Below are 25884 nucleotides of genomic sequence, written 5' to 3' on the forward strand. Positions count from 1 at the left end.
CACCGCTGGCTGATCTGGATGTTGGCTCCCCGAACAGGACTCGAACCTGTGACCCAATGATTAACAGTCATTTGCTCTACCAACTGAGCTATCGGGGACCATCCTTCAGCACGCGGCGTAGTATACGCGCTGAGTCTTTTGCGTCAAGGCCGATACGCAGGAATCTTCAAAAGAATGGAAACGAATTATCCAGCGCAATCAATACGCTGCGGGGCCAAACAGATGGCCCAGAGCAAATCTTCTTGCCGGATGACTATCACGGCTCGCCAAACCAGAAGCGTATTCACCGGCCAGAGCGGCTGCGTTGACAAACGGTCTTCGATCCGCATAGTTTCTATTTATTATAATAAATACTCGGCTTGTCTTGGACCCGCCACGAGGACCATGACCAGCAGGCGCATGAACAACAATAGCGACAAAGGAGGTGCCCATGACGGCACAACAAGCGACAACCCGAAAGCCGTGGTATCAACGCATTCCCCATCCTGCCATTTTGATCTTCTGCCTGCTCTGCGTCGTCTGGGTGTTGACGCTGATCATTCCAGCAGGAACTTATGATCGCCAGGAGGTGAATGGCCGAAGCGCCGTCGTTCCAGGAACGTTCCACCTGATAGATCAATCGGCGCCGTCAGTACTGGAAATCTTCCATGCGATCCCCCTTGGCATGATCGGCGCTGCCAGCATTATCGTTATCGTATTCATCGGCGGCGGCCTGTTCCGGGTCATGGAAGCAACCGGTGCACTGGAAAACCTGGTCGGCACACTGGTGAAACGCCTGGGTGCTGAGCGCCCTTCCATCCTGATCTGGCTGATGACGTTCGTCTTTGGGGCCTTGGGGATCGCAGTCGGATACGAGAACAATATCGCCTTGATACCGCTTGCGGTCCTGCTGGGGCTCGCCATGGGTGGTGACAGGCTGGTAGGAACGGCGATCGCGCTCGGCGGTGTCGGGATCGGCTTCGCCACCTCGCCCATCAATGTCTATACCGTTGGCGTCTCCGACCAGATTGCGCAATTGCCGATGTTCTCGGGCGCCGGGCTGAGAAGCGTGCTGTGCCTTGGCGCTCTGGCACTGCTGGCGCATCACACCAGCCGCTACATGAAGCGCCTGCGCGCGGATGCCAGTGCCTCGCTGCTCGAGCGTGACGAACGCGACGCTTCTCTCGATAAGCCGATCCACGACTATCGACTGTCGGCGTCGGATCTTCGGGTCATCGGCACCTTCGTGATCGGCCTCGCCATCATGCTCTATGGGGTCTTCGCCCACGGGTGGTATATCAACGAAATTTCCGGTGTATTCGTGGCCATGACCATCGCCATTGGCGCCATGGCCAAGCTTTCGCCTGCCGACATCAATCGATACTTCTTCGAGGGCACGGCATCGGTGACAACCGGCGCACTTTTGGTGGGCCTGGCCCGGGCGCTGCAGGTCCTGCTCGAACAGGGCAGCATCGGCGATACCATCGTCCACGGCCTGGCAGAACCGCTGGCCAATCTGCCGGTACTGGCATCAACGCTCGCCATGACCCTGGTGCATTCGGTCATCAACGTTTTCATTCCCTCGGGCAGCGGCCAGGCCATGGCCACCATGCCGATCATGATTCCTCTGTCCGACTTGATCGGGATGACCCGGCAAACCGCGATTCTGGCGTTCCAGGTCGGTGATGGCCTGACCAATATGGTGGTACCGACCTCCGGTGGAACATTGGCCATGTTGGCCATTGCCCGCGTGCCATATGACCGCTGGGTGCGCTTCTTCTTCCCATTGCTGGTCAAGGTCTTCCTGCTCAGTTGGCTGATTCTGGCATTTGCGGTGGCGATCGGCTGGGGGCCGGCGTGAGCCGTAAACGTTCGGACCAGATCGCCGACGGGCTACGCGAACGGATTCTCTCCGGCGAGCTGCCGCCCGGCGCCAGGCTGGAAAGCGAATCCGCCCTGAGCGCTCGCCTTTCGACCAGCAAGTGGACACTGCGCGAGGCATTGAAGTCGCTCGAGACCCAAGGCCTGGTCCGAGTCAAAAGCGGCCCGGGCGGTGGTGCCAGTGTCACCGAAGTGAGCGCCGCCACCGCCAACGAGTTGCTGTGGAATTTCTGCTTCAGCCGTGACCTGTCGGTGCCGGACATCTACGCGCTGCGCAAGCTGCTGGAACCGGCTCTGGCACGCGAGGTGACACCACTGCTCGACGCGGCCGCTCTGGAGCGCTTAAGCGCCACCGCCGGGCGTTGCTGCAGTGACCGGCGCGATGGACGTGGCGTATCGGAACGAAAAGATGAGTTGAACTTCCACAACCTGCTCGCCGCAGCGTCGCCTAACCCGTTGCTTCGCTTTCTGGTCGAATTCCTGAATGGGTTGCTGCTCAAGGTGGTTGCCGCACAGCATCTCGATCCAGCTCTGACTGGGGTCGATATCAATTATCACGGTCATGACTATCATCTGGAACTGATCGAAGCCTTCCGTGAATGCGATGCCGAGCGGGCCGGCCGCTTGATGTTCGACCACATGGAGGCCGCCGAACGCTACATGGCCGAACTGACGGCGCTGGCCGGACGTAACCGCTCGCCCGACAATGACAGCGGAACACATGTCAACGAGACAAATGACAACGAGACAAACGACAACGAGACAAATGACAACGAGGATTCATAATGCCCCTGACGTCCCATAGCGCCGCCGATATGCTCGCCAAACTGGTCGGCTTCGATACCGTATCGCGACACTCCAATCTTGCACTGATCGAATTCATCGAAGCGCATCTCGCCGAATACGGCGTCGAGAGCTGGCGTGTCGAGAACGATGACGGCAGCAAATCGAACCTGATCGCCAGGATCGGGCCGGCGGTCGAAGGTGGGGTGGCGCTCTCCGGCCATACCGATGTAGTGCCGGTCGACGGCCAGCCCTGGACCACCGATCCATTCACGCTGACCGCCCATGACGACAAGCTCTATGGACGCGGCAGCTGCGACATGAAGGGCTTTATCGCCTGCGCACTGGCACAGGTGCCGCACTGGGTCGAGCAAAAGCTCAAGAAACCGATCTGGCTGGCATTCTCCTATGACGAAGAGATCGGCTGCCTGGGCGCCCCACGCATGATCGAGCGCCTGGCTGGCGAGCTTCCCCGCCCGGCGGTCGTGGTGGTCGGCGAGCCGACATTGATGCAGCCGGTGACCCAGCAGAAAGGGATTACCTCGCTGAAAACGGTCGTGCATGGCGTCGAGTCTCACTCGAGCCAGGTGGACCAGGGTATTTCGGCGATCCATGTTGCCGCACGACTGGTGACACGGATCGAGGAAATCATGACGGAACTCGTACGCGAAGGTCGAACCAACTCGGCCTTCAATGTGGCCCATTCAAGCCTTCATGTGGGACGCATCCATGGCGGCACCGCAATCAACATCATGGCCCGCGAGTGTGCTTTCGAGTGGGAAATCCGGCACCTTCCCGAAGAGGGCTTCGAGGCAGTCTTTGAGCGCTTCATGACTTACAGCCGACGATTGGAAAGCAAGCTCAAGGCCCGCGACCCCCGCTTTGCCATCGAAACCACGCCCCTGACCCATACCGTGCCGGGGCTCGCCGGCAGCGACAACCGAACGGCCATTGCGCTGTGCGCGCAGCTTCTGGGAGAGCGCGAAGCGGAAGCGGTCGCTTATGCCACCGAAGCCGGTCAGTTTCAGCGGGCAGGACTCGAGGCCATCATCTGCGGACCGGGAAGCATCGCCCAAGCCCATCAGCCGGATGAATTCATCAGCGAAGATCAGCTCGAGCAAGGTGCCGAGTTCATGCGCCGACTCGGCCAGCTACTGGAAGCCTGAGGCAGCCTGAGACAGAGGAACGCAGAACGAAAAATCTGGAATGGCGCTTCTCGACATGCAGTCGACAAGACGGTCTTGGCGCAAGCCAGGAAAGCGAGTCAGGGAAGGCAGGTGGTGGCTACGCCCTGATTCGAACAGGGGACCCCATCATTATGAGTGATGTGCTCTAACCAGCTGAGCTACGTAGCCAACGATGTCACTTGCATACTGCAGACGTTGCCGAGTGACAACGGGGGCGGACTATACCTGCGAGCTCGCCGAAGGACAAGCCCGCAGTGAAAATCGAGGCGAATTTCTGCGTCACCTCTCCTTTCGCGCCGCCCCCGGCGTCGTCAGATATCCAGCGCCTGCTTGACTGCCGGCAAGCCCGGTTCGCCGTCGGCCGTCTTCACGCCTTCGAGCCATCCATCCAGCGTTTCGGGATGGGCCTTGAGCCAGGCGCGAGCGGCGTCTTTCTCGTCTTCGCCGTCGTCCATGATGCTGCCCATCACCTCGTTCTCCATATCCAGCGTGAAGCTCAGATTCTGGAGGAACTGGCCAACGTTGCCGCACTCATCGATGTAGCCGGCACGGGTATTGGTGTAGACGGTCGCCCCGCCGTAATCCGGGCCGAAGTAGTCGTCCGCGCCGGACAGGTAGCCGATGTCGAAGTTGGTGTTCATCGGGTGCGGAGCCCAGCCCAGGAATACCATCCAGTCCTCGCTCTGGGTGCGCGCCTTGACCTCGGCCAGCATGCCGGCTTCGCTGGAGTCGACCAGCTCCCAGTCGCCCAGGCCGAACGCATCGTCATCGATCATCTGCTGGATGATCAGGTTGCCGTCGTTGCCCGCTTCGATGCCGAACAGCTTGTGGCCGAACTGGTCCGCATGCTCGTCCAGGTCGGCGACCGAGGTCACGCCAGCGTCGATGATGTATTGCGGTACGGCCAGGGTGTACTTGGCCCCTTCGAGATTCGGGCGGGGGCGATCGACCTGACCTTTCTCGATGTAGGGATCGCTGATCGACTTCATCGACGGCATCCAGTTACCCAGGAAGACGTCGAAGTCGCCGTTCTTCATGCCCGCATAGGCCACTGGCACGGAGACGGTATCGGAAGTCGCTTCATAGCCGAGCCCTTCGAGCACGACGCTGGCCAGTGCAGTGGTTGCCTGAATATCGGTCCAGCCCACCTCGGCAAAGCGGACCGTCTGGCAGCTTTCGGGTTCCTGCGCCTGTGCCTGCGCCATCGGTACTGCCGCCAGGCCGGCGCCGGCCAGGGTCCAGAGGATGGTCGAGTATTTCATGCTTGCACTCCCTGATCGTCTTGTAGGTTATCAATAATTACTGCTTATCGAATGCCGAATTTTTCATTCGATGGCACAATACACTAGTTTTTATTGATTGACCGTTCAATAAAAAATTCCCATAATGGTGGCTCGCTGAGGATGAAAGCGAAGTTGATGAGCGCGGAATGGATGGGCGCTAGGTTGTTCAGCGCCCTGTTCGAGCCGCCTTCGGACGACGCCTGAAGCGGGCGACTCGCAGACTTTCATCCCCTCAGCCCCGATTCAGGAGGAGCGCCGTGCCGAAACTGGGTATGCAGCCCATTCGTCGCCGACAATTGATTCAGGCAACGCTGGAAGCAATCGACGAGCTAGGGCTGGCCGACGCCACCATCGCGCGCATCGCCAAGCGCGCGGGCGTCTCTACCGGCATCATCAGCCACTACTTCGCCGGCAAGGACGGGCTGCTGGAAGCCACCATGCGCCACGTGCTGAGCGATCTGGGCACGGCGGTGCTGGAGCGCCGCACGGCGCTGGGCAATGCGCCCCCGGAAGCCCATCTGCGCGCCATCATCGACGGCAACTTCGATCGCAGCCAGACCAGCCGCTCGGTCATGAAGACCTGGCTGGCGTTCTGGGCCAGCAGCATGCATCACCGCCCGCTTCAGCGGCTGCAGCGCGTCAACGATCGCCGGCTCTACTCCAACCTGAGCTGCCAGTTCCGACGCGTGCTGCCCAAGCAGGAAGCGAGAGATGCCGCACGAGGCCTGGCGGCGCTGATCGACGGCCTGTGGCTGCGCGGCGCCCTGGCGCAGGAAGGACTCAACGTGGAGCGCGCCCGTCAACTGGCCTACGACTACGTTCGGGTGCAGCTCGACGCCGCAAGGCACACCCGGACGCGCGCCAACGACTACGCTTGAAGCGGCGCCCCTCAGCAACGCTATTTCATTCGCCATCCGAAGGGAGAGTCATCATGGCACGACTCGAAACGCAGACACTTTACATCGACGGTCGCCACACGCCGGCCAGTGGCAACGAAACCTTCGACGCCGTCAATCCGGCGAATGGCGAGATCATTGCCAGCGTCCAGCAGGCAACGGCGGCCGATGTCGATAAGGCGATCGACAGCGCCCAGCGCGCCCAGCGCCAGTGGGCGGCGATGACCGGAATGGAGCGTGCGCGAATCCTGCACAAGGCGGTCGCCCTGCTGCGTGAGCGCAACGACGAGCTGGCCGAGCTGGAGACGTTGAACACCGGCAAGCCGATCAGCGAGACGGCCAGCGTCGACATCGTGACCGGAGCGGACGCGCTGGAGTACTTCGCCGGGCTGGCGCCGAGCATCGAGGGAACGCAGATCCCGCTGCGCGAAGACTCGTTCGTCTACACCCGCCGCGAGCCGCTGGGCGTCATCGGCGCCATCGGCGCGTGGAACTACCCGATCCAGATCGCCTGCTGGAAAGCCGCCCCGGCCCTGGCCGCGGGCAACGCGGTGGTGTTCAAGCCGAGCGAAGTGACGCCGTTGACCGCGATGAAACTGGCGGAAATCTTCACCGAAGCCGGCCTGCCGGACGGCGTGTTCAACGTCGTTCACGGCGACGGTAGTGTCGGCGCCATGCTCACCGAGCATCCGGGCCTGGCCAAGATCACCTTCACCGGCGAAGTGGGCACCGGCAAGAAGGTCATGTCCGCTGCGGCCAGCTCCACGCTGAAGCAAGTCACCATGGAGCTTGGCGGCAAGTCGCCGCTGATCGTCTTCGACGATGCCGATCTCGATCGTGCCGCCGACGGCGCCATGATGGCCAACTTCTACTCCAGTGGTCAGGTCTGCACCAACGGCACCCGCGTATTCGTGCACAGCGCGGTCAAGGAAGCGTTCGAAGCCAAGATCGTCGAGCGCGTCAACCGCATCAAGGCCGGCGACCCGCTGAATCCGGAGACCAACTTCGGCCCACTGGTCAGCTTCGAGCATCTGGAGAAGGTCTCCGGCTACCTGGAGACCGCCAAGCAGGACGGCGCTCGCCTGCTGGTGGGCGGCAACCGCATGACCGATGGCGATTTTGCCGGCGGCGCCTGGGTCGCCCCGACTGTCTATACCGACTGCCAGGACGAGATGCGCATCGTCCGCGAGGAGATCTTCGGGCCGATCATGGCGATCCTCTCCTTCGACGACGAGGAAGAGGTGATTCGCCGCGCCAACGATACCGAGTACGGCCTGGCGGCCGGCCTGTTCACCGAAGGGCTCAACCGCGCTCACCGGGTCATCCACCGGATCGAGGCCGGCATCTGCTGGATCAACACCTGGGGCGACTCCCCCGCCGAGATGCCGGTGGGCGGCTACAAGCAGTCCGGCATCGGCCGCGAGAACGGCATCGAGACGCTGGCGCACTACACCCAGACCAAGTCAGTGCAGGTCGAGATGGGGCCGTTCGCCTCGGTTTTCTGACCGATAACGGGCTGCGCTCGATCATACGGCGTTGTCTCCCGGCTCGGGCTGCTCACTTAGCACCCAGTAAGCTCCGCGCCCTTGCCGGGAGACGCCTTGTCTGATCGTCGCTCGCGCCGTTCCCGGGCGGCGCATTCGACCGTCTGTCTCGGACCGCTTGGTCTCTTCGCTCTTGTCTCTCCCCTCTTCTCTCTTGAAGGAGCGTGTGTATGCAGCAACAGGCTCAGGAATTCGATTACATCATCATCGGTGCCGGTTCGGCGGGTAACGTGCTCGCCACACGCCTGACCGAGGATCCGGCGGTCAGCGTGCTGCTGCTGGAAGCCGGCGGGCCGGACTATCGCGCCGACTTCCGCACCCAGATGCCGGCAGCGCTGGCGTACCCGCTGCAGGGCAAGCGCTACAACTGGGCGTTCGAAACCGACCCGGAACCGCACATGGACAACCGTCGCATGGAGTGCGGTCGCGGTAAGGGTCTGGGTGGCTCGTCATTGATCAACGGCATGTGCTATATCCGCGGCAATGCCATGGATCTGGACAACTGGGCCAGGCAGCCCAGTCTGGAGGACTGGACCTACCGCGACTGCCTGCCCTATTACCGCAAGGCGGAAACCCGCGATATCGGCCCCAACGACTATCACGGCGGCGACGGTCCGCTGAGTGTTGCCACGCCCAAGGAAGACAATAACCCGCTTTATCAGGCGTTCATCGAGGCCGGCGTGCAGGCGGGCTATCCGCGTACCGACGACCTCAACGGCTATCAGCAGGAAGGCTTCGGCCCCATGGATCGGTCGACGACGCCCAACGGCCGGCGTTCTTCGACCGCTCGCGGCTACCTGGATATCGCCAAGCGGCGCGAGAACCTGACCATCGTCACCCACGCCACGACCGATCGCATCCTGTTCGAGGATCAGCGCGCCATCGGCGTGAACTATCTTCACAAGAGCCAGCCGCGCCAAGCGCTGGCGCGTCGCGAAGTGCTGCTGTGCGGCGGCGCGATCGCCTCGCCGCAGATTCTTCAGCGATCGGGCGTGGGCAATCCGGCGCTGCTGGAGAAGCTGGGCATTCCCGTCGTGCATCCGCTCAAGGGCGTTGGCGAGAACCTGCAGGACCACCTGGAGATGTACATCCAGTACGAGTGCAAGGAGCCGGTATCGCTCTATCCGGCGCTCAAGTGGTACAACCAGCCGAAGATCGGCGCGGAGTGGATGTTGCTGGGCAAGGGCGTCGGCGCCAGCAACCAGTTCGAGGCCGGCGGCTTCATCCGCACCGGCGACAGCGAGGAGTGGCCCAATCTGCAGTATCACTTCCTGCCGATCGCGATCAGCTACAACGGCAAGAGCGCGGTCCAGGCGCACGGCTTCCAGGCCCACGTCGGCTCGATGCGCTCCGAAAGCCGCGGGCGCGTCCAGCTGCGGGACAGGAACCCGCGCAGCGCGCCCAGCATCCTGTTCAACTACATGTCTACCCAGCGCGACTGGGAAGAGTTCCGCGCCGCGATCCGCCTGACCCGCGAGATCATCGCCCAGCCGGCGATGGATGCCTATCGCGGCCGGGAGATTTCGCCGGGGCCGGAGGTGCAGTCCGATGAGCAGCTCGACGCTTTCGTGCGCGAGCACGCCGAGACCGCCTACCACCCCTGTGGCACCTGTCGCATGGGCACCGGCGAGGATGCGGTGGTCGACCATGAAGGCCGTGTCCACGGTATCGAAAGCCTGCGCGTCATCGACGCCTCGATCATGCCCCAGATCGTGACCGGCAACCTCAACGCCACCACCATCATGATCGCCGAGAAACTCGCCGACCGGGTGCGGAACCGCGAACCGCTGCCGCGCTCCGACGCACCCTACTACGTGGCCAACGGCGCGCCGGCACGCCAGACCCCGGCCAAAAGCGCCTGACGACATCACGGGGCGCCGACGCGCCCCTGACCGACAACCATCCCCGCGACACGCGCCCGCCCGACCGCCATTGCCGCACTGAGACGCCCTTTCCCCACGCTCTCTGCCTGCCCCGCACTGCCCTGGCCGCGCACCGTCCTCGGCGCCATCCATGGCGGTTGCGCTTCGAAAACGACTGATGCAACGTTCGCTCTCTTATCCGCGATCCGCGGAACGATTCTTCTCCACAGAGATGATTTTTGTCCGCATAGACGATTTTTGTCCGCGAAGATGATTTGCGCGCTAATTGCGCATTGTTCGAACAGTGTTCCGTTACACTGGGTTCGTCTTTACGCTAGCCCCGCCCCTGTCGTGAGTTCGTCATAAAGCCAGTACAAGGACCGTTGCCCGTTATGCCCTCTTCCTCTTCGTCGCCTCAGAATCGTCGACCGCTACGCTGGCTGTGGCTGCTGTTGCTGGTGATCATCGTGGCCGCCGTTGCCTATTACGTGTTCGGCCGAGGCGAAGACTCGCAAGCACCCGATGGCAACGCCGGGCAAGCCGGTGGGCGCGGCGCGATGACGACTGCCATTTCCGCCGTGGCCGCCAGCCGGGGCGATCTGCCGATCGAACTGACCGCGCTGGGAACGGTACGCCCGCTTCAAAGCGTCGCCGTGCGGCCCCGCGTCGAAGGCGAGCTGCTGTCGGTGAATTTCGAGGAAGGCGAGACGGTCCAGAAAGGGCAGCAGCTTGCGCAGGTCGACCCACGCGACTATCAGGCGCAGCTGGATCAGGCCAAGGGCCAGCTCGCCCAGGACCAGGCCCAGCTAGCCTCCGCCCGCGAGGATCTGGCCCGCTACGAGAAGCTCATCGGCTCCAACTATGTGTCGCAGCAGGAGCTGGAACAGCAGCGCCAGCTGGTACGTCAGTACGAGGGCACCGTCGCCAGCGACCAGGCCAGCGTCCAGAGCGCTCAGGTCCAGCTCGACTACACCGATATCGTAGCGCCGATTACCGGCGTGGTGGGGATTCGTAACGTCGACCCCGGCAACATCATCCAGCTCGGCGACGACGAGCCCATCGTCACCATCACCCAGCTCGACCCGATCTCGGTGATCTTTTCGCTGCCCAGCCGCTATGTCGACACGGTCCGTGGGCGCTTGGCCGCCGGCGATCATCCAGCGGTGAGCGTAACCGGCACCGATGGCGAAACCTACTCGGGCCAGTTGAGCAGCATCGACAGCAACATCAACAGCGCCACCGGCACGATTCGGCTGCGCGCCACCTTCGACAATCCGGTAGGCGGCCTCTATCCCAACGCCTACGTCGATGTCAGCCTGGTTTCGCAGATCCTGCGCGATCAGGTCATCGTGCCGGAACCGGCGGTACAGACCGGCCAGGACGGCAACTACGTCTACGTGGTCAAGGACGACGATACCGTCACCCGCCGCGCGGTGACGCTGGTCGCGACCCAGAACTCTCAGAGCGCACTCTCGTCCGGCATCGAGGCCGGAGAACGGGTGGTGGTGGACGGCGTCGACAGCCTGCGCGAGGGCGCCAAGGTGCGCGTGGTCAGCGATGCCCTGCCGGGGGAATCGAGCGACGAGGTAACGAACGCCACCGACGCTGACGCGTCGGATCAGATCAACGCTGACGCCGCGGGCCGGGCCGGCGGTGACGGCAGCGCGTCATGAACCCGTCCCGTCTGTTCATCCTGCGTCCGGTCGCCACGTCACTGGTGATGCTGGCGATCCTGATCGCGGGAGCCCTCTCCTATCGGCTGCTGACGATCTCGTCGCTGCCGGAGGTGGAATTCCCAACGATCCAGGTCACCACGCTCTATCCCGGCGCCGGCCCGGACGTGATGCTCTCCCACGTCACCTCGCCACTGGAGGACGAGCTCGGCGAAATCTCGGGGCTGGAGGACATGAGTTCGACCAGTACCGGCGGCGCCTCGCTGATCACGCTGCGGTTCTCGCTCGATTCCGACCTGGGCGTCGCCGAGCAGGAGGTGCAGGCAGCGTTGAGCCAGGCCGAGACGCTGCTGCCGGACGACCTGCCCCGCCCGCCCAGCTACAGCAAGGTCAACCCGGCGGACACGCCGATCATGACGCTGGCCGTCAGTTCGGACACCCTGCCACTGACCCAGGTCTACGATCTGGTCGACACGCGCATGGCGCAGAAGATCGCCCAGATCAGCGGCGTGGGCCAGGTCAAGCTGGCCGGCGGCCACCAGCCGGCCGTGCGGATTACCGTCGATTCGCGCCAGCTCGCGGCCTACGGGCTCGACCTTGCGGCGGTACGCAGTGCCGTCGATGCCGCCAACGTCAATCAGGCCAAGGGCACGCTGTACGGCCCCTACCGCGCCTACAGCATCGATGCCAACGACCAGTTGCTGTCGGCGAGCGGTTATCGCGACCTGATTCTCAAGGCCGACGACGGCTCGGTGCTGCGATTATCGGACGTGGCCAGTGTCGAGGATGGCGCCGAGAACGCCTATCTCTCGGCCTGGGCCAACCGCGAAGGCGCCATCCTCATCGACGTGCTGCGCCAGCCCGGCGCCAACGTGGTCGGCGTCGCCGACGCGATCAAGCAGAGCCTGCCGGCGCTGGAGAACACCCTGCCGGCCAATGTCGACGTCGACATACTCACCGACCGTACCACCACCATTCGTGCCGCGGTGGAGGACGTGCAGTTCGAGTTGATCCTCGCCATCGGGCTGGTGGTGATGGTGACCTTCCTGTTTCTGCGCAACATCCCGGCCACGCTGATCCCCAGCCTGGCGGTGCCGCTGTCGCTGGTCGGCACCTTCGGCGCAATGTACCTGGCGGGGTTCAGCCTCAACAACCTGACCCTGATGGCACTGACCATCGCCACCGGCTTCGTCATCGATGACGCCATCGTGGTGCTGGAGAACATCACCCGCTACATCGAGAAGGGCGAGAAGCCGCTGGCGGCGGCGCTCAAGGGCTCCCGACAGATCGCCTTCACCATTCTCTCGCTGACGATCTCGCTGCTGGCAGTGCTGATACCGCTGGTGTTCATGAGTGGCGTGGTCGGCGTGCTGTTCCGCGAATTCGCACTGACCCTGGCGATCTCGATCCTGATCTCCGCCTTCGTCTCGCTGACGCTGACGCCGATGCTGTGCGCGCGCTGGCTGAAACATCGTCCCGAAGCCGCCGGGAACGGCGAAGAGGCGTCAGACGACGAGGCCATGGTCCGCAATCGCCAGGGCCTGTTCGGCCGCCTGACACGGGGCTACGAGCATGCTCTGGACTGGATTCTAGGTCACCAGACGCTGACGCTGCTGGTCGCGGTCGCCACACTGGGCGTCACCGCCCTGCTGTTCCTCGCCACGCCCAAGGGGCTGTTCCCGGTGCAGGATACCGGCGTCATTCGCGGCATCACCACCGCCACGCAATCGACGTCGTTCGAGGCGATGTCGGCGCGCCAGCAACAGCTGGTCGACCGCCTGCTCCAGGATCCCGCGGTCGAAAGCCTCTCCTCCAGCGTAGGTATCGACGGCACCAACACTACGCTCAACGGCGGGCGCCTCTCGATCAATCTCAAGCCGCTGGACGAGCGCGACGACATGGATAGCGTGCTGGCACGGCTACGCAGCGAAAGCCAGGACGTCCCCGGCCTGTCGCTCGCCCTGCAGCCGGTGCAGGATCTGACGCTGGAAGACACCATCAGCCGCTACCCGTATCAGTTCGCGCTGACCCAGGGCGACCGCGAGGTGCTGAACGACGATGCCGCCAGACTGCTCGCGGCGCTGGAACAATCGCCGGCCATCGCCAACGTCAGCAGCGATGTCCAGAACGCCGGGCGCAAGCTCGAGGTCATCATCGACCGCGCTCGTGCCGGCCAGCTCGGCATCAGCGTCGCCGATATCGACGATGCGCTCTACGACGCCTTCGGCCAGCGCCTGATCTCGACCATCTTCACCCAGGCCAGCCAGTATCGCGTCGTGCTCGCCGCCAACACGACCGACAGCGAAGGTCCGCAAGCGCTATCACGCCTCTACGTCACCAACGACGACGATGAGCTGATACCGCTATCGACACTGGTGACCCTGGCCGAGCGCACCACGCCGCTCTCGTTGCAGCGTCAGAACCAGTTCCCCTCGGTATTGATGTCGTTCGCCGTCGCCGACGGCTACTCGCTGTCGGACGCCTTCGAGGCGGTCGACCAGGCGGCGGCCCAGACGCTGAGCGGCCAGACCTCGCTGGACTACCGCGGTTCAGCGCTGGCCTATACCCAGTCCACCAGCGATACCCTGTGGCTGATCCTGGCCGCCATCGTCACCATGTACATCGTGCTGGGGATTCTCTACGAGAGCTATATCCACCCGCTGACGATCCTGTCGACGCTGCCCTCCGCCGCCATCGGCGCCCTGCTGGCGCTCCAGATCAGCGGCTACTCGCTGGGGCTGGTAGCAATCATCGGCATCATCCTGCTGATCGGCATCGTCAAGAAGAACGCCATCATGATGATCGACTTCGCGCTGGAGGCGCAGCGCGAGCGCGGCATGTCGGCGGAGAAGGCGATTCACACCGCCGCGCTGCTGCGTTTCCGGCCGATCATGATGACCACCTGCGCGGCACTGCTCGGCGCGCTACCGCTCATGTTCGCCAGCGGCTACGGTGCCGAGCTTCGTCAGCCGCTGGGCATCACCATGGTCGGCGGGCTGTTGTTCAGCCAGTTGCTGACACTGTTCACCACACCGGTGATTTACCTGTTCTTCGACCGTCTCGCTTCGCGCTGGCGGCACGCTGAAAACGAGAGCGGCATCGAGGTCACATCGTGAGTCTGTCGTCACCTTTCGTTCGTCGGCCGGTGGCAACGATTCTGCTGGCATTGGCCATCGTACTGCTGGGCTCGCTCGCCTACGAGCGCCTTCCGGTGGCCCCGCTGCCCAACGTGTCGTTCCCGACCATCCTGGTATCGGCGAGCCTGAGCGGCGCCAATCCGGAAACCATGGCCTCGACGGTGGCAACACCGCTGGAGCGTTCGCTGGGCCGCATCCCCGGTATCACCCAGATGACCTCGTCGAGTTCGGATAGCTCCACCAGCGTGATCATCCAGTTCGATCTCGATAAGGACATCAACGTCGCGGCGCAGGAAGTCCAGGCCGCGATCAACGACGCCCAGCCGCTGCTGCCCAGCGCCATGACCAGCCGGCCCCAGTATCGCAAACTCAACCCGGCGTCGGCGCCGGTGATGATCCTCTCGCTGACCTCCGACTCGCTGCCCACCAGCGAGCTCTATCGTCTCGCCGACAGCAAGATCGCGCCGCCCATCGCTCAGGTGCCGGGGGTCGGCGACGTCAACGTCGGCGGCAGCTCGTCACCGGCAGTACGCGTCTCACTCGATCCGCGCAAGCTCAACCATGCCGGCATCACGCTCGACGCGGTGGCCGGCGCGCTGAGGGCAGCGACGACCCAATCTCCCACCGGCTTCGTGCAGACCGTCGAACATCGCTGGGAAGTGCAGACCGACTCCCAGTTGCTGAAAGCGAGCGACTACAGCCAGATCGTGATCGCCCGCGACGACGGCTCGCAGATGCGCCTGGGCGACGTGGCCACCATCACCGATGGCGTGGAAGACCGCTACAACGTCGGCTTCCAGAACGATCTGCCCGCCGTGCTGCTGGTGATCAGCAGCGCCAGCGGGGCCAACATCATCGACACCATCGCCGGCGTCAGGGAGCGAATGGACGAAATCCGCAGCCTGCTGCCGCAGAACATCAATCTCAGCGTGCAGCTCGACCGCGCGCCTGGCATCCAGGCCTCGCTGCATGAAACCCAGCTGACGCTTCTGCTGGCGGTGGTCCTGGTGGTGCTAGTGGTGTTCGTGTTCCTGCGCAACGCTCGCGCCACCATCATTCCCAGCGTCGCGATTCCGGTGTCGCTGGTCGGCACCTTCGCCATGATGTGGGCCTTCGGCTTCTCCCTCGATACGCTGTCGCTGATGGCACTGATCGTGTCGATCGGCTTTCTGGTCGACGATGCCATCGTCGTGGTCGAGAACATTGCGCGGCATATCGAGCAGGGGGTGAAGCCTTTCCAGGCCGCGCTGCTGGGCGCCAGGGAGGTGGGCTTCACGGTGACAGCGATGAGCGTCTCGCTGGTGGCGGTGTTCATTCCGCTGCTGCTGCTCGGCGGCTTCATCGGCCGGATGTTCCACGAGTTCGCGGTGACCTTGTCGCTGGCCATCGGCGTCTCGCTGCTGGTGTCGCTGACGCTGACACCGATGCTCTGCGCGCGCTGGCTCAAGCCGCATCCCGAGCGTCAGCGCCAACCCGGATGGGAGAGAGCCCTGACCGCGACCGGCAATGCGTTCGTGCGCGGCTACGCCAGGTCGCTGGATGTCGCTCTCAAGCATCGCCGGCTGACGCTGCTCTCGCTGGTCGCCGTGATCGTCCTCAACGGCTACCTGTATACCGTCGTCGACAAGGGTTTTATCCCCGACCAGGATACCGGCCGCCTGCTCGGCACCATGCGCGGCGACCAGGCGCTGTCGTTCGAGGCCGTCTCGGACAAGCTCGGCCAGGTTCGCGAGCGGCTGCAGGCCGACCCGGCGGTGGAGAGCGTGCTGGGCTTCATGGGCAGCGGCGGCCCGGGACGTGGCGGCTCCTCGGCAACGCTTTTCATCACTCTGAAAGCCGAGCGTCAGGGCTCGACGCAGGCCATCGGCAATCGCCTGACAGCAAGTCTTCAGGGCCTGACCGGGGTCAGCACGTTCATGTTTCCGCTGCAGGACATTCGCATCGGCGGCCGTTCCAGCAGCGCGTCACAGTACGAGATCACGCTCAAGAGCGACGATCTCGATCTGCTCGGCGACTGGGCCGGCAAGGTCCGGCAGGCGATGCAGCAGGTCGACGGCATTACCGGCATCGACAGCGACAGCCGTGGCGAAGGCCTGGCTGCCAAGCTGGTCGTCGACCGGGAGACCGCCTCGCGTCTCGGCGTCGACATGCGCACCATCGATACCGCGCTGGGCAACGCCTTCGCCCAGAGCAAGGTTGTGAGCCTCTTTGATGCCGACGAGCAGCGCTACGTGGTGATGGAGGTGGCTGCGCCCTATCGCCAGGCGCCGGACGCGATCGGCGATCTCTACGTCAGCGGGACCGACGGCGAGATGATCCCGATCTCGGCGTTCAGCCACGTGGAGCGCAGCACGACGCCAGTCAGCGTCAATCATCAGGGACAGTTCGCCGCCTCGACGATCTCGTTCAATCTGGAAGATGGCATTTCGCTGGGCGACGCCACGACACGTATTCGCCAGGCCGTCGACGCGCTTCACCTTCCTACCGACGTCCAGGTCGATTTCGAGGGCAGCGCCGGCACCTTCCAGAGCGGTATCGAGGCGATGCCGTGGCTGATCCTGGCCGCGCTGGTCACGGTCTATCTGGTGCTGGGAATTCTCTACGAGAGCTATATTCATCCGCTGACGATTCTGTCGACGCTGCCTTCCGCCGGGGTGGGTGCGCTACTAGCGCTGATGGCGCTGGACACGCCCTTCACTCTGATCGCGTTGATCGGCATCATCCTGCTGATCGGCGTGGTCAAGAAGAACGCGATCATGCTGGTCGACTTCGCGGTCGTCTGCGAGCGCGACCAGGGCATGACGCCGCAGGACGCGATTCGCCATGCCGCGCTGGTGCGTTTCCGGCCGATCATGATGACCACGCTGGCGGCACTGCTCGGCGCGCTGCCGCTGCTGCTCGGCACCGACGAGAACGCCGGCCTGCGGGCGCCACTGGGCATCACCATCATCGGCGGGCTGATCGTCAGCCAGATCCTCACGCTCTATACCACGCCGGTGGTCTATCTCTATCTCGACCGGCTCCACCGTCGGCTGCGACCGCGGCACATAGAGTCGACACAGACCCGCGAAGCGTGAGCGCTCGTCGCTCGTCGCTCGTCGCTCGTCGCTCGTCGCTCGTCGCTCGTCGCTCGTCACCAATAGTCCCAAAGGATGATCCCGGCGGCTCTAGTCAGCCGTCACGGGATCGGCTAGTCTGAAAACCAAATTCAAACGCTCGTCTGAATTTCGTTTTCCCTCTCGGAGCTCGTCATGATCACACTGCTGCTCATCGTCCTCGCCGTCATCGGCTGTCTGGTCGTCATGCGTCGCGAAGCCGGCGCGCTCGCGGCAATCGCCGTGCTTGCCGTGCTGGGACTCGTCGGGCTGGCGCTGGGTGCCGGCGTCATCGGCACGCTGCTGCTGATCGCGGCGATCGGCGTCGCCGCCTGTGGCCTCAAGCCGATCCGCCGCCTGTGGCTGTCGCCGCGCCTGTTCTCGCTGTTCAAGAAGATCGCGCCGCGCGTTTCCGAAACCGAACGCGTCGCGCTGGATGCCGGCACCGTCGCCTGGGATGGCGAGCTGTTCAGCGGCCGCCCCGACTGGCAGAAGCTGCTCGACTTCAACAATGCCGGCCTGAGCGAAGAGGAGCAGGCGTTCATCGACAACCAGTGCTCCGTGGCCGCCGGGATGTGCAACGCGTGGGAAATCGCCCGCGAGCGTGCCGACATGCCGGAAGCGCTGTGGGATTATCTGAAGAAGGAACGCTTCTTCGGCATGATCATTCCCAAGGCCTACGGCGGTCTCGAGTTCTCGGCCAAGGCGCAATCCGCCGTGCTGCAGAAGCTCGCCTTCAACGAAACCCTGATGAGCACGGTCGGCGTGCCCAACTCGCTCGGCCCCGGTGAGCTGCTGCTGAAATACGGCACCGAAGCACAGAAGAATCACTACCTGCCGCGCCTCGCCGATGGCCGTGACGTCCCTTGCTTCGCGCTGACCGGGCCACGCGCCGGCAGCGATGCCACCTCGATCCCGGACGTCGGCATCGTCTGCCGCGGCATGCACGATGGCGAAGAGGTGCTGGGCCTGAAGCTGACCTTCGAGAAACGCTGGATCACGCTGGCCCCGATCGCCACGGTGGTCGGTCTCGCGTTTCGCATGTTCGACCCGGACAACCTGCTGGAGCGCGGCGAGAGCGATATCGGCATCTCCTGCGCGCTGATTCCCCGCGAGACGGAAGGCCTGCAGATCGGTCGTCGCCACCATCCCATCGGCAGCCCGTTCATGAACGGCCCGATTCGCGGCAAGGACGTGTTCATCCCGCTGGACTATCTGATCGGCGGGCTCGACATGGCCGGCCAGGGCTGGCGCATGCTGGTCGAGTGTCTCTCGGTGGGCCGCTGCATCACTCTGCCCTCCGGCGCCGCGGGTATCGGCCGTTACGCGGTGGGCTGGAGCGGCGGTTTCACGCGGATTCGTCGCCAGTTCAACATCGCCGTGGCGGACATGGAAGGCGTGCAGGAGCCGCTGGCGCGCATCGCCGCCAAGGCCTACATCTCCCAGGCGGCGGTCATGCAGACCGCCAACACCATCGACCACGGCGTCAAGCCGGCGGTGCCGTCGGCGATTCTCAAGAGCCAGCTGACCGAGTTCCAGCGCGACGTGCTGGCCGATGCCATGGACGTTCACGGTGGCCGCACGGTGACGCTCGGCCCGCGCAACTATCTCGGCGTCGGCTACAGCGCCAACCCGGTCTCGATCACCGTCGAAGGTGCCAACATCATGACCCGCAACCTGATGATCTTCGGTCAGGGCGCGATCCGCTGTCATCCCTACGTGCTCAAGGAACTGGCGGCCAAGGATGCCGACGACTTCGAGGCCTTCGATCGGCTGTTCTTCCGCCATATCGGGCTGATCTTCGGCAACGGCGCGCGCGCCTTCACTCAGGCGCTCGGTCTGGGCCGGTCCAAGGTGCCCTTCGACGCGATTGCCGCGCCCTACGCGCAGGACGCCGCCCGGCTCTCTTCCGCCTTCAGCCTGTGCGCGGATGCGGCGATGGCCAGCCTCGGCTCCAAGCTCAAGCAGCGCGAGATGATTTCCGCGCGTCTCGGCGACGTGCTGTCGAACCTCTATCTGATGTCGATGGTGCTCAAGCAGTGGCACGAAACCGATCGCGTCGACAACGAAGCCGCGCTATTCCACTACAGCTGCCGGCTGCTGCTGAATCGTGCCGAGCAGGCGCTGATCGACCTGTTCGACAACCTGCCCAACCGGGCGCTGGCCAATACGTTGTCGTTCGTCACGCAACCGCTGGGGCGTCGCTGGCACAAGCCGCAGGATACGCTGACCCGCGAGATTGCCAGAGCGATCTCTACCGACAGCGCGCTGCGCCACAAGCTGACGCGCAATACCTGGGATACCTGGGAGGAAGGACAGAAGGACAACCCGCTGGCACGCTACAACGCGCTGCTGGCCAACGCCGAGCGCGCCGAGGCGATCTATCGCACGCTCAACAAGGCGCGAGTCAAGAAAGCCCTGCCCGAGGTCGCGCTGCACCCCGAACAGTGGATCGACGCGGCCCACGAAACCGGGCTGCTGAACGACGAAGACGCCGCGTTCATGCGCGCGCATGAAGCCGAAGTGCTGGACATGCTGACGGTGGACGACTTCGCCTTCGACGCCTTCGCGATGCGGCAGAGCAGCGAAAGCGCCAGCCGCCAGACCGACGAAACCGTTGCCTGACCCCCGCCAGACCACAGAGACCCCGCTCATCGAGCGGGGCTTCTGCTTGTCGAGGGGAGTCTCTGCTTGATGAAAAAGCATTCGAGCTTCGCCAGAGCCACCCCAAGCGCCTCTCAAGACCGTACTGGACGATAATCGCCAAGCTGGGTCTTGCGACATGGATGTCGCAAGAGGCATGCCGGGACAGGGATGTCCTTGCATGCCGACCCTAAGCGCAGCGATTGATCGGCCAGGGTTTCACGGTCTTGTGGCGCGAAAAGAGGGGGAGCGGCGAGGGGGCGAGCGTTAAGCCCCCTCGTCATCATGCGCGATAGGATAGGTAAGGTTTCGACAGTTGTAAGCTTGCCTCGCAGGGGAGAATTGCCTTGGCAAAAAGCTGTTTATCAAACAGAACCCCCGCTTAATGGTCCGAGACGGACGCTGATGGCGGATTACGATCTACTGCCCCAACACCTGCAGCTGCACTTCGGCGGCACCCTCGTGAACCATGCCGAGCTGCTCCGCCGCTTTCCGGGAAAGATCGATAATGCGACCGTCGACGAACGGGCCACGATCGTTGATACGCACCACAGCCGTCTCGCCGGAATCCAGCGCAGTCACCTTTACCTTGGTCCCGAACGGCAAGGTCTTGTGCGCCGCCGTCATCGCCTGGCTGTCGTAGGGTTCGCCACTGGCGGTCGGTCGCCCTTCGAAGTAGGAGGCATAGTAGGTCGCCTCGCCCCGGCGCGGCCTGCCCATCGGCGACGCGCTGGCCCGCGTGTCGGCGGCCTTGCGCTTGACGCTGGCGTCTCTCCTGGCGGACTCCTTCTTGCCGGGCTTGCTGCCGGATTTGCCGGTCGCGGCCACCGGCGGCGGTGACGAAGTCGCTTCCCAGCCCTGCGGGTGATAGGGCGACGCACAGCCCGCCAGCAGAACCGATGCGATGGCAGCGGCGAACAGCGTCTTGCGAACGCGGCGCTCTCGAGAGGATGCCGGCCTTGCCGGCGAGAGCCTGTCGTCGGTGATATCGAATGTCATCGTGATTGACCTGGCATGGATCATCTGGCCTCGACGCCCCGCGGAGAAACTGGCGGAATGCGGGCGCCATCGTCGTACTACGACAACGACAATCGCTGATCGACTCACGAAAGCGGCCAAATAAAGTGAACGCGATGGCAGAGTCGCCCACGTCGCGACCGTCGCTCGATCAGGGAACCAAAAGGCCGGCGTCGCCCGTTTGGGCGACCCCGGCCTCTGCATTGGCAGCGATGGCTCAGGGGATCAGAATCGTGGATCCCGTCGTCTGGCGTGACGCCAGCGCCTCCTGCGCCTTGCCGGCCTCTTCCAGCTTGAAGCGCTGGGCGACATCGATCTTGACCTTGCCGCTCTCGAGCATGTCGAACAGATCGAGACACATCTCCTCGAAGCGCTCCCGCGTATCGGCGTAACCGTTGAGGCTGGGGCGCGTCAGATAGAGCGAGCCCTTCTGGTTGAGAATGCCCACGTTGACACCTTCGACCGCGCCGGAAGCGTTGCCGAAGCTGACCATCAAGCCGCGCGGCGCCAGGCAGTCCAGCGAGGTCATCCAGGTATCCTTGCCGACGGAGTCATAGACCACCGGCACCATCGCGCCGCCGGTCAGCTCGCGTACGCGCTCGACCACGTCTTCCTCGCGGTAGTTGATCGTTGCCCAGGCGCCATTCTTCTTGGCCAGTTCGGCCTTTTCGGCGGAACCGACGGTACCGATCACCTTGACGCCCAGGGCGTTGGCCCACTGGCAGGCGATCGACCCCACCCCGCCAGCGGCGGCGTGGAAGAGGATGGTTTCGCCCCCTTCCAGCGGAAACGTCTGGCGCAGCAGATACTGGGTGGTCAGGCCCTTGAGCATGGCAGCCGCGGCGGTCTCGAAGGAGATACTCTCCGGCAACTGGACGACCTTGTCCGCCGGCAGCACGTGATATTCCGAATAGGAGCCGAGCGGCCCCTGGGCGTAGGCGACGCGATCCCCTTCTTCGAGGTGGGTCACGCCTTCGCCGACCGCGTCCACCACCCCGGCCCCTTCGGTGCCCAGGCCGGATGGCATGGAGGGAGCCGGATAGAGACCGGTGCGGAAGTAGATATCGATGAAGTTGAGTCCGATGGCGTGGTTCTTGACCCTGACCTCTCCCGCCTTGGGGGCAACGGGTTCGAATTCGACGGTTTCGAGAACCTCCGGGCCGCCGGTGCGGGCGAACTGAATACGCTTGGCCATGACGTTTCCTTGTTGGGTGATGACTCTCGGCCTGACATCCAAGCGCCATTCCCGAGGCGGGTCAAGTCAGGGACGGCACGCGCCGTGTGCCGTCAGACATTGGTCGAAGCCGGCTTTACAAACTATTCGGGTAACGTTCCAGGGCAGCGACGAAGCGCGTCTTGTACTCCTCGAAGGTCTTCGGCTGCTGCTTGAAGGTCCGCACGATGCCGTCACCGTTGAAGCGCACCATGTCGGGCAGCGCCCCTTTCACCGGCGCCGGATGCAGCGGCCCGAGACCGATACGCAGGCCGCCTTCACCATCGACCCAGCGCTCGATACCGCAACGCCGGAAGAATGCTTCTCCCGCCTCGTCGCCGGCCGTCACACGCAGCGGCGCCTTTTCCGCCAGGGTCTTGACCAGTTGCCGGCTATGCCGGGTGTTGCCTTTCCCCTCCGGCGTCGACAGCATGCCTACTTCCATGGTCCCGCCGTCGACATCGGAAGAAATCAGCGCCAGGCAGAGAATGGTGCCGTCATCTTCGGTCAGCGCGAAGAGCCGGGCAGCGTCCTGCTCGAACAACACGCCCAGCGTACCGGCGAACGTCACCAGCGGGGCCAGGCCCGCGTTCTGCCCGTAGACACTGGCGCACAGCTTGGCGAGGCACGCCTCGCGGGTTTCGGGGTTCTTGACGTGAACGACCTTCATCGGACTCTCTTCAACGGACTCTTCCGCACTCATGACGAATAACATCGGCGCGACGCTATCGCGTGGACCGCCAGCAAATGGCGCGCCGGGCAAAAACGCGCAGCCTAGCACAATCCACCCTCGACCACGCTCCCCGTGTACGCCGACAGACCTAGTATCCCCCGAATCATCCAACGCGCCGTCATCGACCTGCAACCTCGTTCGGCTAGACTTCGAGCCGGCCGACGCGATCCGCACCCGACCCGACGAGGATTCGCCTTGACGCCGTGCGCGCGGTGACCGAAGGTCGACCTTTTGGCGGCGACTGCCACCGATCTATACTCGCCCCTCGCTCACGACAGCCATGAACGCCTGCCCCGGTGTTCGACGGAGACTCTGACCGCATGACCCAGCCGCGCCCCGCCGATAGCGCCGACAACGACACGCCCCGCTACATCGCCCATCGCGGCCTTTCCGCGCGAGCCCCCGAAAACACCCTGGTAGCGGTTCAGGCCGCCCACGATGCCGGTTGCCAATGGGTCGAGCTCGACGTTCAGCTGCTCGGCGACGGAACGCCGGTCATCTGGCACGACGCGGGTCTGAAGCGCTGCTCCGACGGTCGCGGCAAGCTGTTCAAGCTCGATGCCGAAAGCGCCGCCAAACTGGACGCCGGCAGCTGGTTCGGCGCCCAGTATCGCGGCGAGCCGATCGCCACGCTGGAGGCGATGCTCGAGCTGATCAAGCGACTCGGCATGGGGCTCAACCTGGAACTGAAGGTGTGCCGCGGCCGCAACGCCATCGAGCTCGTCCAGGCCGCCCTGCCGCCGACGCTGGAAGCGCTGCCGGCCGACAAGCTGATCGTCTCCTCGTTCGACCGCCATGCCCTGACCGCCGCGCGGGCGCTGGAATCCGACCCCGAGCGCCTGCGCCTCGGCGTGCTGGACGACAAGGCGCCCAAGCGCTGGTGGCTGGAAACCGAACGCCTCTCCGCCTACAGCCTCCACCTCGACTGGCGCAAGCTGAAGATCAAGCGGGCGCAGGAGATCGCCGACGAGGAGATCAAGCTGTTCTGCTACACCGCCAACGATCCGGTCACCTTTGAAAAGCTCTGGGACTGGGGCGTCGATGGCGTGATCAGCGACGATCCGACGCGCTTCGTCACCCACGCCAGGGAGGCGGCAGCGCGCCGGACGGACGACGACGCCTGAGATTGGCTACATCGATCACCGCTCGCCGACGCATTCCCGCCGACAATAAGCGCCTGATACACGCGCCAATTAGCGCCTTTGACGGTGGGCCCTCGGGCTTAAGATGGGCACCATGCCCGTTTACCAGGTTGCGAGCCGTTCATGAATCCTTCCACGCTCATCGGCATCATCGCCAGTGCTCTGTTGCTGGCGACCGTCGTGCTGTTCACTGCCCAGGCCCCGAGTAGCTTCTTCAACCTGCCGGGGCTGGCAATCGTGCTCACCGGCACGCTGGCAGCCAGTTTCATCAGTTACCCCCTTCAGGAGATGCAGCGGCTGTGCCGGCAGGTCGCCGTGGTATTCCGGCGCGAACCCCAGGCCAGCGAACTGGAAAGCGATCTGGATCAGTTGATCGACATGTCCCGCCACTGGAGCCGCGGCAACATCCGCGCCATCGAAGGCGCGCTGGAGAGCACCACCAACCCCTTCCTGCGCACCGGCATGCAGATGGTGATTGCCAATACCCGCGAGGAAGAGATCCGCGAGATGCTTCGCTGGCGCATGGTTCGGGTCAAGGCCAAGGAGCGAGCCGAAGCGCAGATCCTGCGAACCATGGCCGTCTACGCGCCGGCCTTCGGCATGCTCGGCACCCTGGTCGGCCTGATCAACATGCTCGAGGTGATCCAGGCCGGCGACCTGGCGGTGATCGGGCCGCGCCTGGCAGTGGCGCTGATGTCCACCTTCTACGGCATCCTGCTCGCCAACCTGGTGTTCAAGCCGATCGCGGTCAAGCTCGAACGCCGCACCGAGGCCCGGCTGATGGCCATGACACTGATCCTGGAAGGCGTCATCATGGTCAGCAAGCGCCGCCTGCCGTCGTTCATCGAAGAGGCCCTGAACACCTACCGCGCCGAGCACCGCGACGAAATGCGCGATGCTCGCCGACCGCAGAGCGCCGACGCGCCGGCCGAGTCCGCATGAGCCAGGCCGCGATCTCCCCCGGCGGCCCCTTCGCCGATCTGCTGTTCGACGATGACCCCCTGGTCGACAGCGGGCGGAACAGCGAGAGCGATTCGTGGCTGATGAGCTACCTCGACATGCTCATGCTGTTGATCACGTTCTTCGTACTGATGCTGGCGCTCTACGGCGGCCAGCTCATCGACCGGGACGTGACCGAGGCGCCGCCCGTCACGGCGCTGCCGCTGCACATCCCGGCGTTGAAACCGCCGCCGAGACTGCCGCTGGCCGACATCGGCGAGTTCTACCAGCCGCCGCGTCAGCTCAAGCCGGCGCCGCTGGCGAGCGATATCGGCTTCTACTCGCCCGAACCGAAGCCGGCGCCCACCGAGATCTTCGCCATGACGCCGATGGCGTTCAGCGTGCCGCTGTTCGACTTGCCCGATCCCGAACCGACGCCCGTACTGCCGCAGATCGACGGCGTCGAGGTCACCGCGATTCCCCACGGCTTCAACCTGCGCATTCAGGATCACCTGCTGTTCGACAGCAGTGCGGTCGGGCTTAGCGATAGCGGAAGGCAACTGGTCGAAAAGCTGATCCCGATGCTGCAGGAGTTCAAGGGCACCATCTCCGTCGAGGGTCATACCGACAGCGTACCGATCTCGACTTCCCGCTTCCCCTCCAACTGGGAACTGTCGGCGGCGCGCGCCTCGGCGGTGGTTCGCGTGTTGCGCCAGGCCGGCCTAGACGGCGACCGGCTGCGCGCGATCGGCTATGCCTCGACGCACCCGCTGGCCAGCAACCACACCCCGGCCGGCCGCGCCAGCAACCGCCGCGTGGAGCTGGTACTGCAGGAGCCCAGCTCGCCGACACCGTGACAGCCCCGGTTTCCCGATTC

At 64.1% G+C, this 25884-nt stretch carries 17 protein-coding genes and 2 tRNA genes; 13 read left to right on the forward strand and 6 right to left on the reverse strand.

Annotated features, from left to right (window positions below; genetic code table 11):
• Positions 1–22: 22 nt before the first annotated feature.
• Positions 23–98: transfer RNA gene (locus ACWHY3_RS11190), tRNA-Asn, on the reverse strand.
• A gap of 332 nt (positions 99–430) precedes the next feature.
• On the opposite strand from ACWHY3_RS11190, the gene ACWHY3_RS11195 reads away from it, so the two are divergent.
• The 3 genes from ACWHY3_RS11195 to argE are packed head-to-tail and all read left to right on the forward strand — an operon-like array spanning position 431 to position 3809.
• Positions 431–1840: a YfcC family protein gene (locus ACWHY3_RS11195; RefSeq protein ID WP_448126574.1), complete on the forward strand. Its 1410-nt coding sequence runs from the start codon at positions 431–433 to the stop codon at positions 1838–1840.
• A complete protein-coding gene (locus ACWHY3_RS11200) occupies positions 1837–2646 on the forward strand; it encodes a FadR/GntR family transcriptional regulator (RefSeq protein WP_448126575.1) in 810 nt (269 codons plus the stop codon). Before ACWHY3_RS11195 ends, ACWHY3_RS11200 begins: the two co-directional genes overlap by 4 nt.
• Complete coding sequence (gene argE / locus ACWHY3_RS11205) at positions 2646–3809, forward strand: acetylornithine deacetylase (protein ID WP_448126576.1); 1164 nt, start codon at positions 2646–2648, stop codon at positions 3807–3809. Before ACWHY3_RS11200 ends, argE begins: the two co-directional genes overlap by 1 nt.
• A gap of 112 nt (positions 3810–3921) precedes the next feature.
• On the opposite strand, the gene ACWHY3_RS11210 is transcribed toward argE, so the two are convergent.
• Positions 3922–3998: transfer RNA gene (locus tag ACWHY3_RS11210), tRNA-Met, on the reverse strand.
• Between the two features lie 143 nt (positions 3999–4141).
• Positions 4142–5092, reverse strand: coding sequence for a choline ABC transporter substrate-binding protein (locus ACWHY3_RS11215; protein ID WP_087721045.1), 951 nt, complete (start codon positions 5090–5092; stop codon positions 4142–4144).
• Between the two features lie 278 nt (positions 5093–5370).
• On the opposite strand from ACWHY3_RS11215, the gene betI reads away from it, so the two are divergent.
• From betI to ACWHY3_RS11250, 7 genes are all read left to right on the forward strand, one after another.
• On the forward strand, positions 5371–5991 hold the full coding sequence (gene betI, locus ACWHY3_RS11220; protein WP_087721044.1) for a transcriptional regulator BetI: 621 nt from the start codon (positions 5371–5373) through the stop codon (positions 5989–5991).
• A 53-nt stretch (positions 5992–6044) separates the two neighbouring features.
• Entirely contained in the window at positions 6045–7514 is a 1470-nt protein-coding gene (gene betB, locus ACWHY3_RS11225; protein ID WP_087721043.1) for a betaine-aldehyde dehydrogenase, read from the forward strand.
• 209 nt (positions 7515–7723) lie between these two features.
• Positions 7724–9415: a choline dehydrogenase gene (betA, locus tag ACWHY3_RS11230; RefSeq protein WP_448126577.1), complete on the forward strand. Its 1692-nt coding sequence runs from the start codon at positions 7724–7726 to the stop codon at positions 9413–9415.
• Between the two features lie 392 nt (positions 9416–9807).
• Entirely contained in the window at positions 9808–11088 is a 1281-nt protein-coding gene (locus ACWHY3_RS11235) for an efflux RND transporter periplasmic adaptor subunit (RefSeq protein ID WP_448126578.1), read from the forward strand.
• Complete coding sequence (locus ACWHY3_RS11240; protein ID WP_332779382.1) at positions 11085–14204, forward strand: multidrug efflux RND transporter permease subunit; 3120 nt, start codon at positions 11085–11087, stop codon at positions 14202–14204. The genes ACWHY3_RS11235 and ACWHY3_RS11240 overlap by 4 nt, the downstream gene beginning before the upstream one ends.
• The gene (locus ACWHY3_RS11245) at positions 14201–17302 is read left to right on the forward strand and encodes an efflux RND transporter permease subunit (protein WP_303854820.1); all 3102 of its coding nucleotides are present in this window, start codon (positions 14201–14203) and stop codon (positions 17300–17302) included. Before ACWHY3_RS11240 ends, ACWHY3_RS11245 begins: the two co-directional genes overlap by 4 nt.
• A gap of 174 nt (positions 17303–17476) precedes the next feature.
• Positions 17477–19945, forward strand: coding sequence for an acyl-CoA dehydrogenase (locus tag ACWHY3_RS11250; RefSeq protein ID WP_087719023.1), 2469 nt, complete (start codon positions 17477–17479; stop codon positions 19943–19945).
• 438 nt (positions 19946–20383) lie between these two features.
• Here ACWHY3_RS11250 and ACWHY3_RS11255 read toward each other — a convergent pair whose 3' ends face one another.
• The 3 genes from ACWHY3_RS11255 to ACWHY3_RS11265 all read right to left on the reverse strand — a co-directional run bounded on the left by ACWHY3_RS11255 (position 20384) and on the right by ACWHY3_RS11265 (position 22863).
• Entirely contained in the window at positions 20384–20962 is a 579-nt protein-coding gene (locus tag ACWHY3_RS11255) for a septal ring lytic transglycosylase RlpA family protein (protein WP_448126579.1), read from the reverse strand.
• Between the two features lie 235 nt (positions 20963–21197).
• On the reverse strand, positions 21198–22175 hold the full coding sequence (locus ACWHY3_RS11260) for an NADPH:quinone reductase (protein WP_087719022.1): 978 nt from the start codon (positions 22173–22175) through the stop codon (positions 21198–21200).
• Positions 22176–22290: 115 nt separating this feature from the next.
• Positions 22291–22863, reverse strand: a complete 573-nt coding sequence (locus ACWHY3_RS11265; protein WP_087719021.1) for a hypothetical protein — start codon at positions 22861–22863, stop codon at positions 22291–22293.
• Between the two features lie 383 nt (positions 22864–23246).
• Between ACWHY3_RS11265 and ACWHY3_RS11270 the strand changes: the two genes are divergently transcribed.
• The 3 genes from ACWHY3_RS11270 to ACWHY3_RS11280 all read left to right on the forward strand — a co-directional run bounded on the left by ACWHY3_RS11270 (position 23247) and on the right by ACWHY3_RS11280 (position 25864).
• On the forward strand, positions 23247–24050 hold the full coding sequence (locus ACWHY3_RS11270) for a glycerophosphodiester phosphodiesterase family protein (protein ID WP_087719020.1): 804 nt from the start codon (positions 23247–23249) through the stop codon (positions 24048–24050).
• Positions 24051–24191: 141 nt separating this feature from the next.
• The gene (locus ACWHY3_RS11275; protein WP_087719019.1) at positions 24192–25010 is read left to right on the forward strand and encodes a motility protein A; all 819 of its coding nucleotides are present in this window, start codon (positions 24192–24194) and stop codon (positions 25008–25010) included.
• Positions 25007–25864 carry an OmpA/MotB family protein gene (locus ACWHY3_RS11280; RefSeq protein ID WP_087719018.1) on the forward strand — a complete coding sequence of 286 codons (858 nt, stop codon included), beginning with the start codon at positions 25007–25009 and terminating at the stop codon, positions 25862–25864. The genes ACWHY3_RS11275 and ACWHY3_RS11280 overlap by 4 nt, the downstream gene beginning before the upstream one ends.
• The last annotated feature ends 20 nt before the right edge of the window (positions 25865–25884 follow it).

Source organism: Salinicola sp. NYA28a (genome assembly GCF_976982775.1).

Excerpts from the sequence above, each read along its gene's own strand:
- ACWHY3_RS11260 (WP_087719022.1), bottom strand. The coding sequence starts at position 22,175 with ATGGCCAAGCGTATTCAGTTCGCCCGCACCGGCGGCCCGGAGGTTCTC.
- ACWHY3_RS11250 (WP_087719023.1), top strand. The coding sequence starts at position 17,477 with ATGATCACACTGCTGCTCATCGTCCTCGCCGTCATCGGCTGTCTGGTC.
- ACWHY3_RS11195 (WP_448126574.1), top strand. The coding sequence starts at position 431 with ATGACGGCACAACAAGCGACAACCCGAAAGCCGTGGTATCAACGCATT.
- ACWHY3_RS11235 (WP_448126578.1), top strand. The coding sequence starts at position 9,808 with ATGCCCTCTTCCTCTTCGTCGCCTCAGAATCGTCGACCGCTACGCTGG.
- ACWHY3_RS11275 (WP_087719019.1), top strand. The coding sequence starts at position 24,192 with ATGAATCCTTCCACGCTCATCGGCATCATCGCCAGTGCTCTGTTGCTG.
- ACWHY3_RS11255 (WP_448126579.1), bottom strand. The coding sequence starts at position 20,962 with ATGACATTCGATATCACCGACGACAGGCTCTCGCCGGCAAGGCCGGCA.
- betB (WP_087721043.1), top strand. The coding sequence starts at position 6,045 with ATGGCACGACTCGAAACGCAGACACTTTACATCGACGGTCGCCACACG.
- ACWHY3_RS11270 (WP_087719020.1), top strand. The coding sequence starts at position 23,247 with ATGACCCAGCCGCGCCCCGCCGATAGCGCCGACAACGACACGCCCCGC.
- ACWHY3_RS11215 (WP_087721045.1), bottom strand. The coding sequence starts at position 5,092 with ATGAAATACTCGACCATCCTCTGGACCCTGGCCGGCGCCGGCCTGGCG.
- ACWHY3_RS11265 (WP_087719021.1), bottom strand. The coding sequence starts at position 22,863 with ATGAAGGTCGTTCACGTCAAGAACCCCGAAACCCGCGAGGCGTGCCTC.
- ACWHY3_RS11280 (WP_087719018.1), top strand. The coding sequence starts at position 25,007 with ATGAGCCAGGCCGCGATCTCCCCCGGCGGCCCCTTCGCCGATCTGCTG.
- argE (WP_448126576.1), top strand. The coding sequence starts at position 2,646 with ATGCCCCTGACGTCCCATAGCGCCGCCGATATGCTCGCCAAACTGGTC.
- ACWHY3_RS11240 (WP_332779382.1), top strand. The coding sequence starts at position 11,085 with ATGAACCCGTCCCGTCTGTTCATCCTGCGTCCGGTCGCCACGTCACTG.
- betA (WP_448126577.1), top strand. The coding sequence starts at position 7,724 with ATGCAGCAACAGGCTCAGGAATTCGATTACATCATCATCGGTGCCGGT.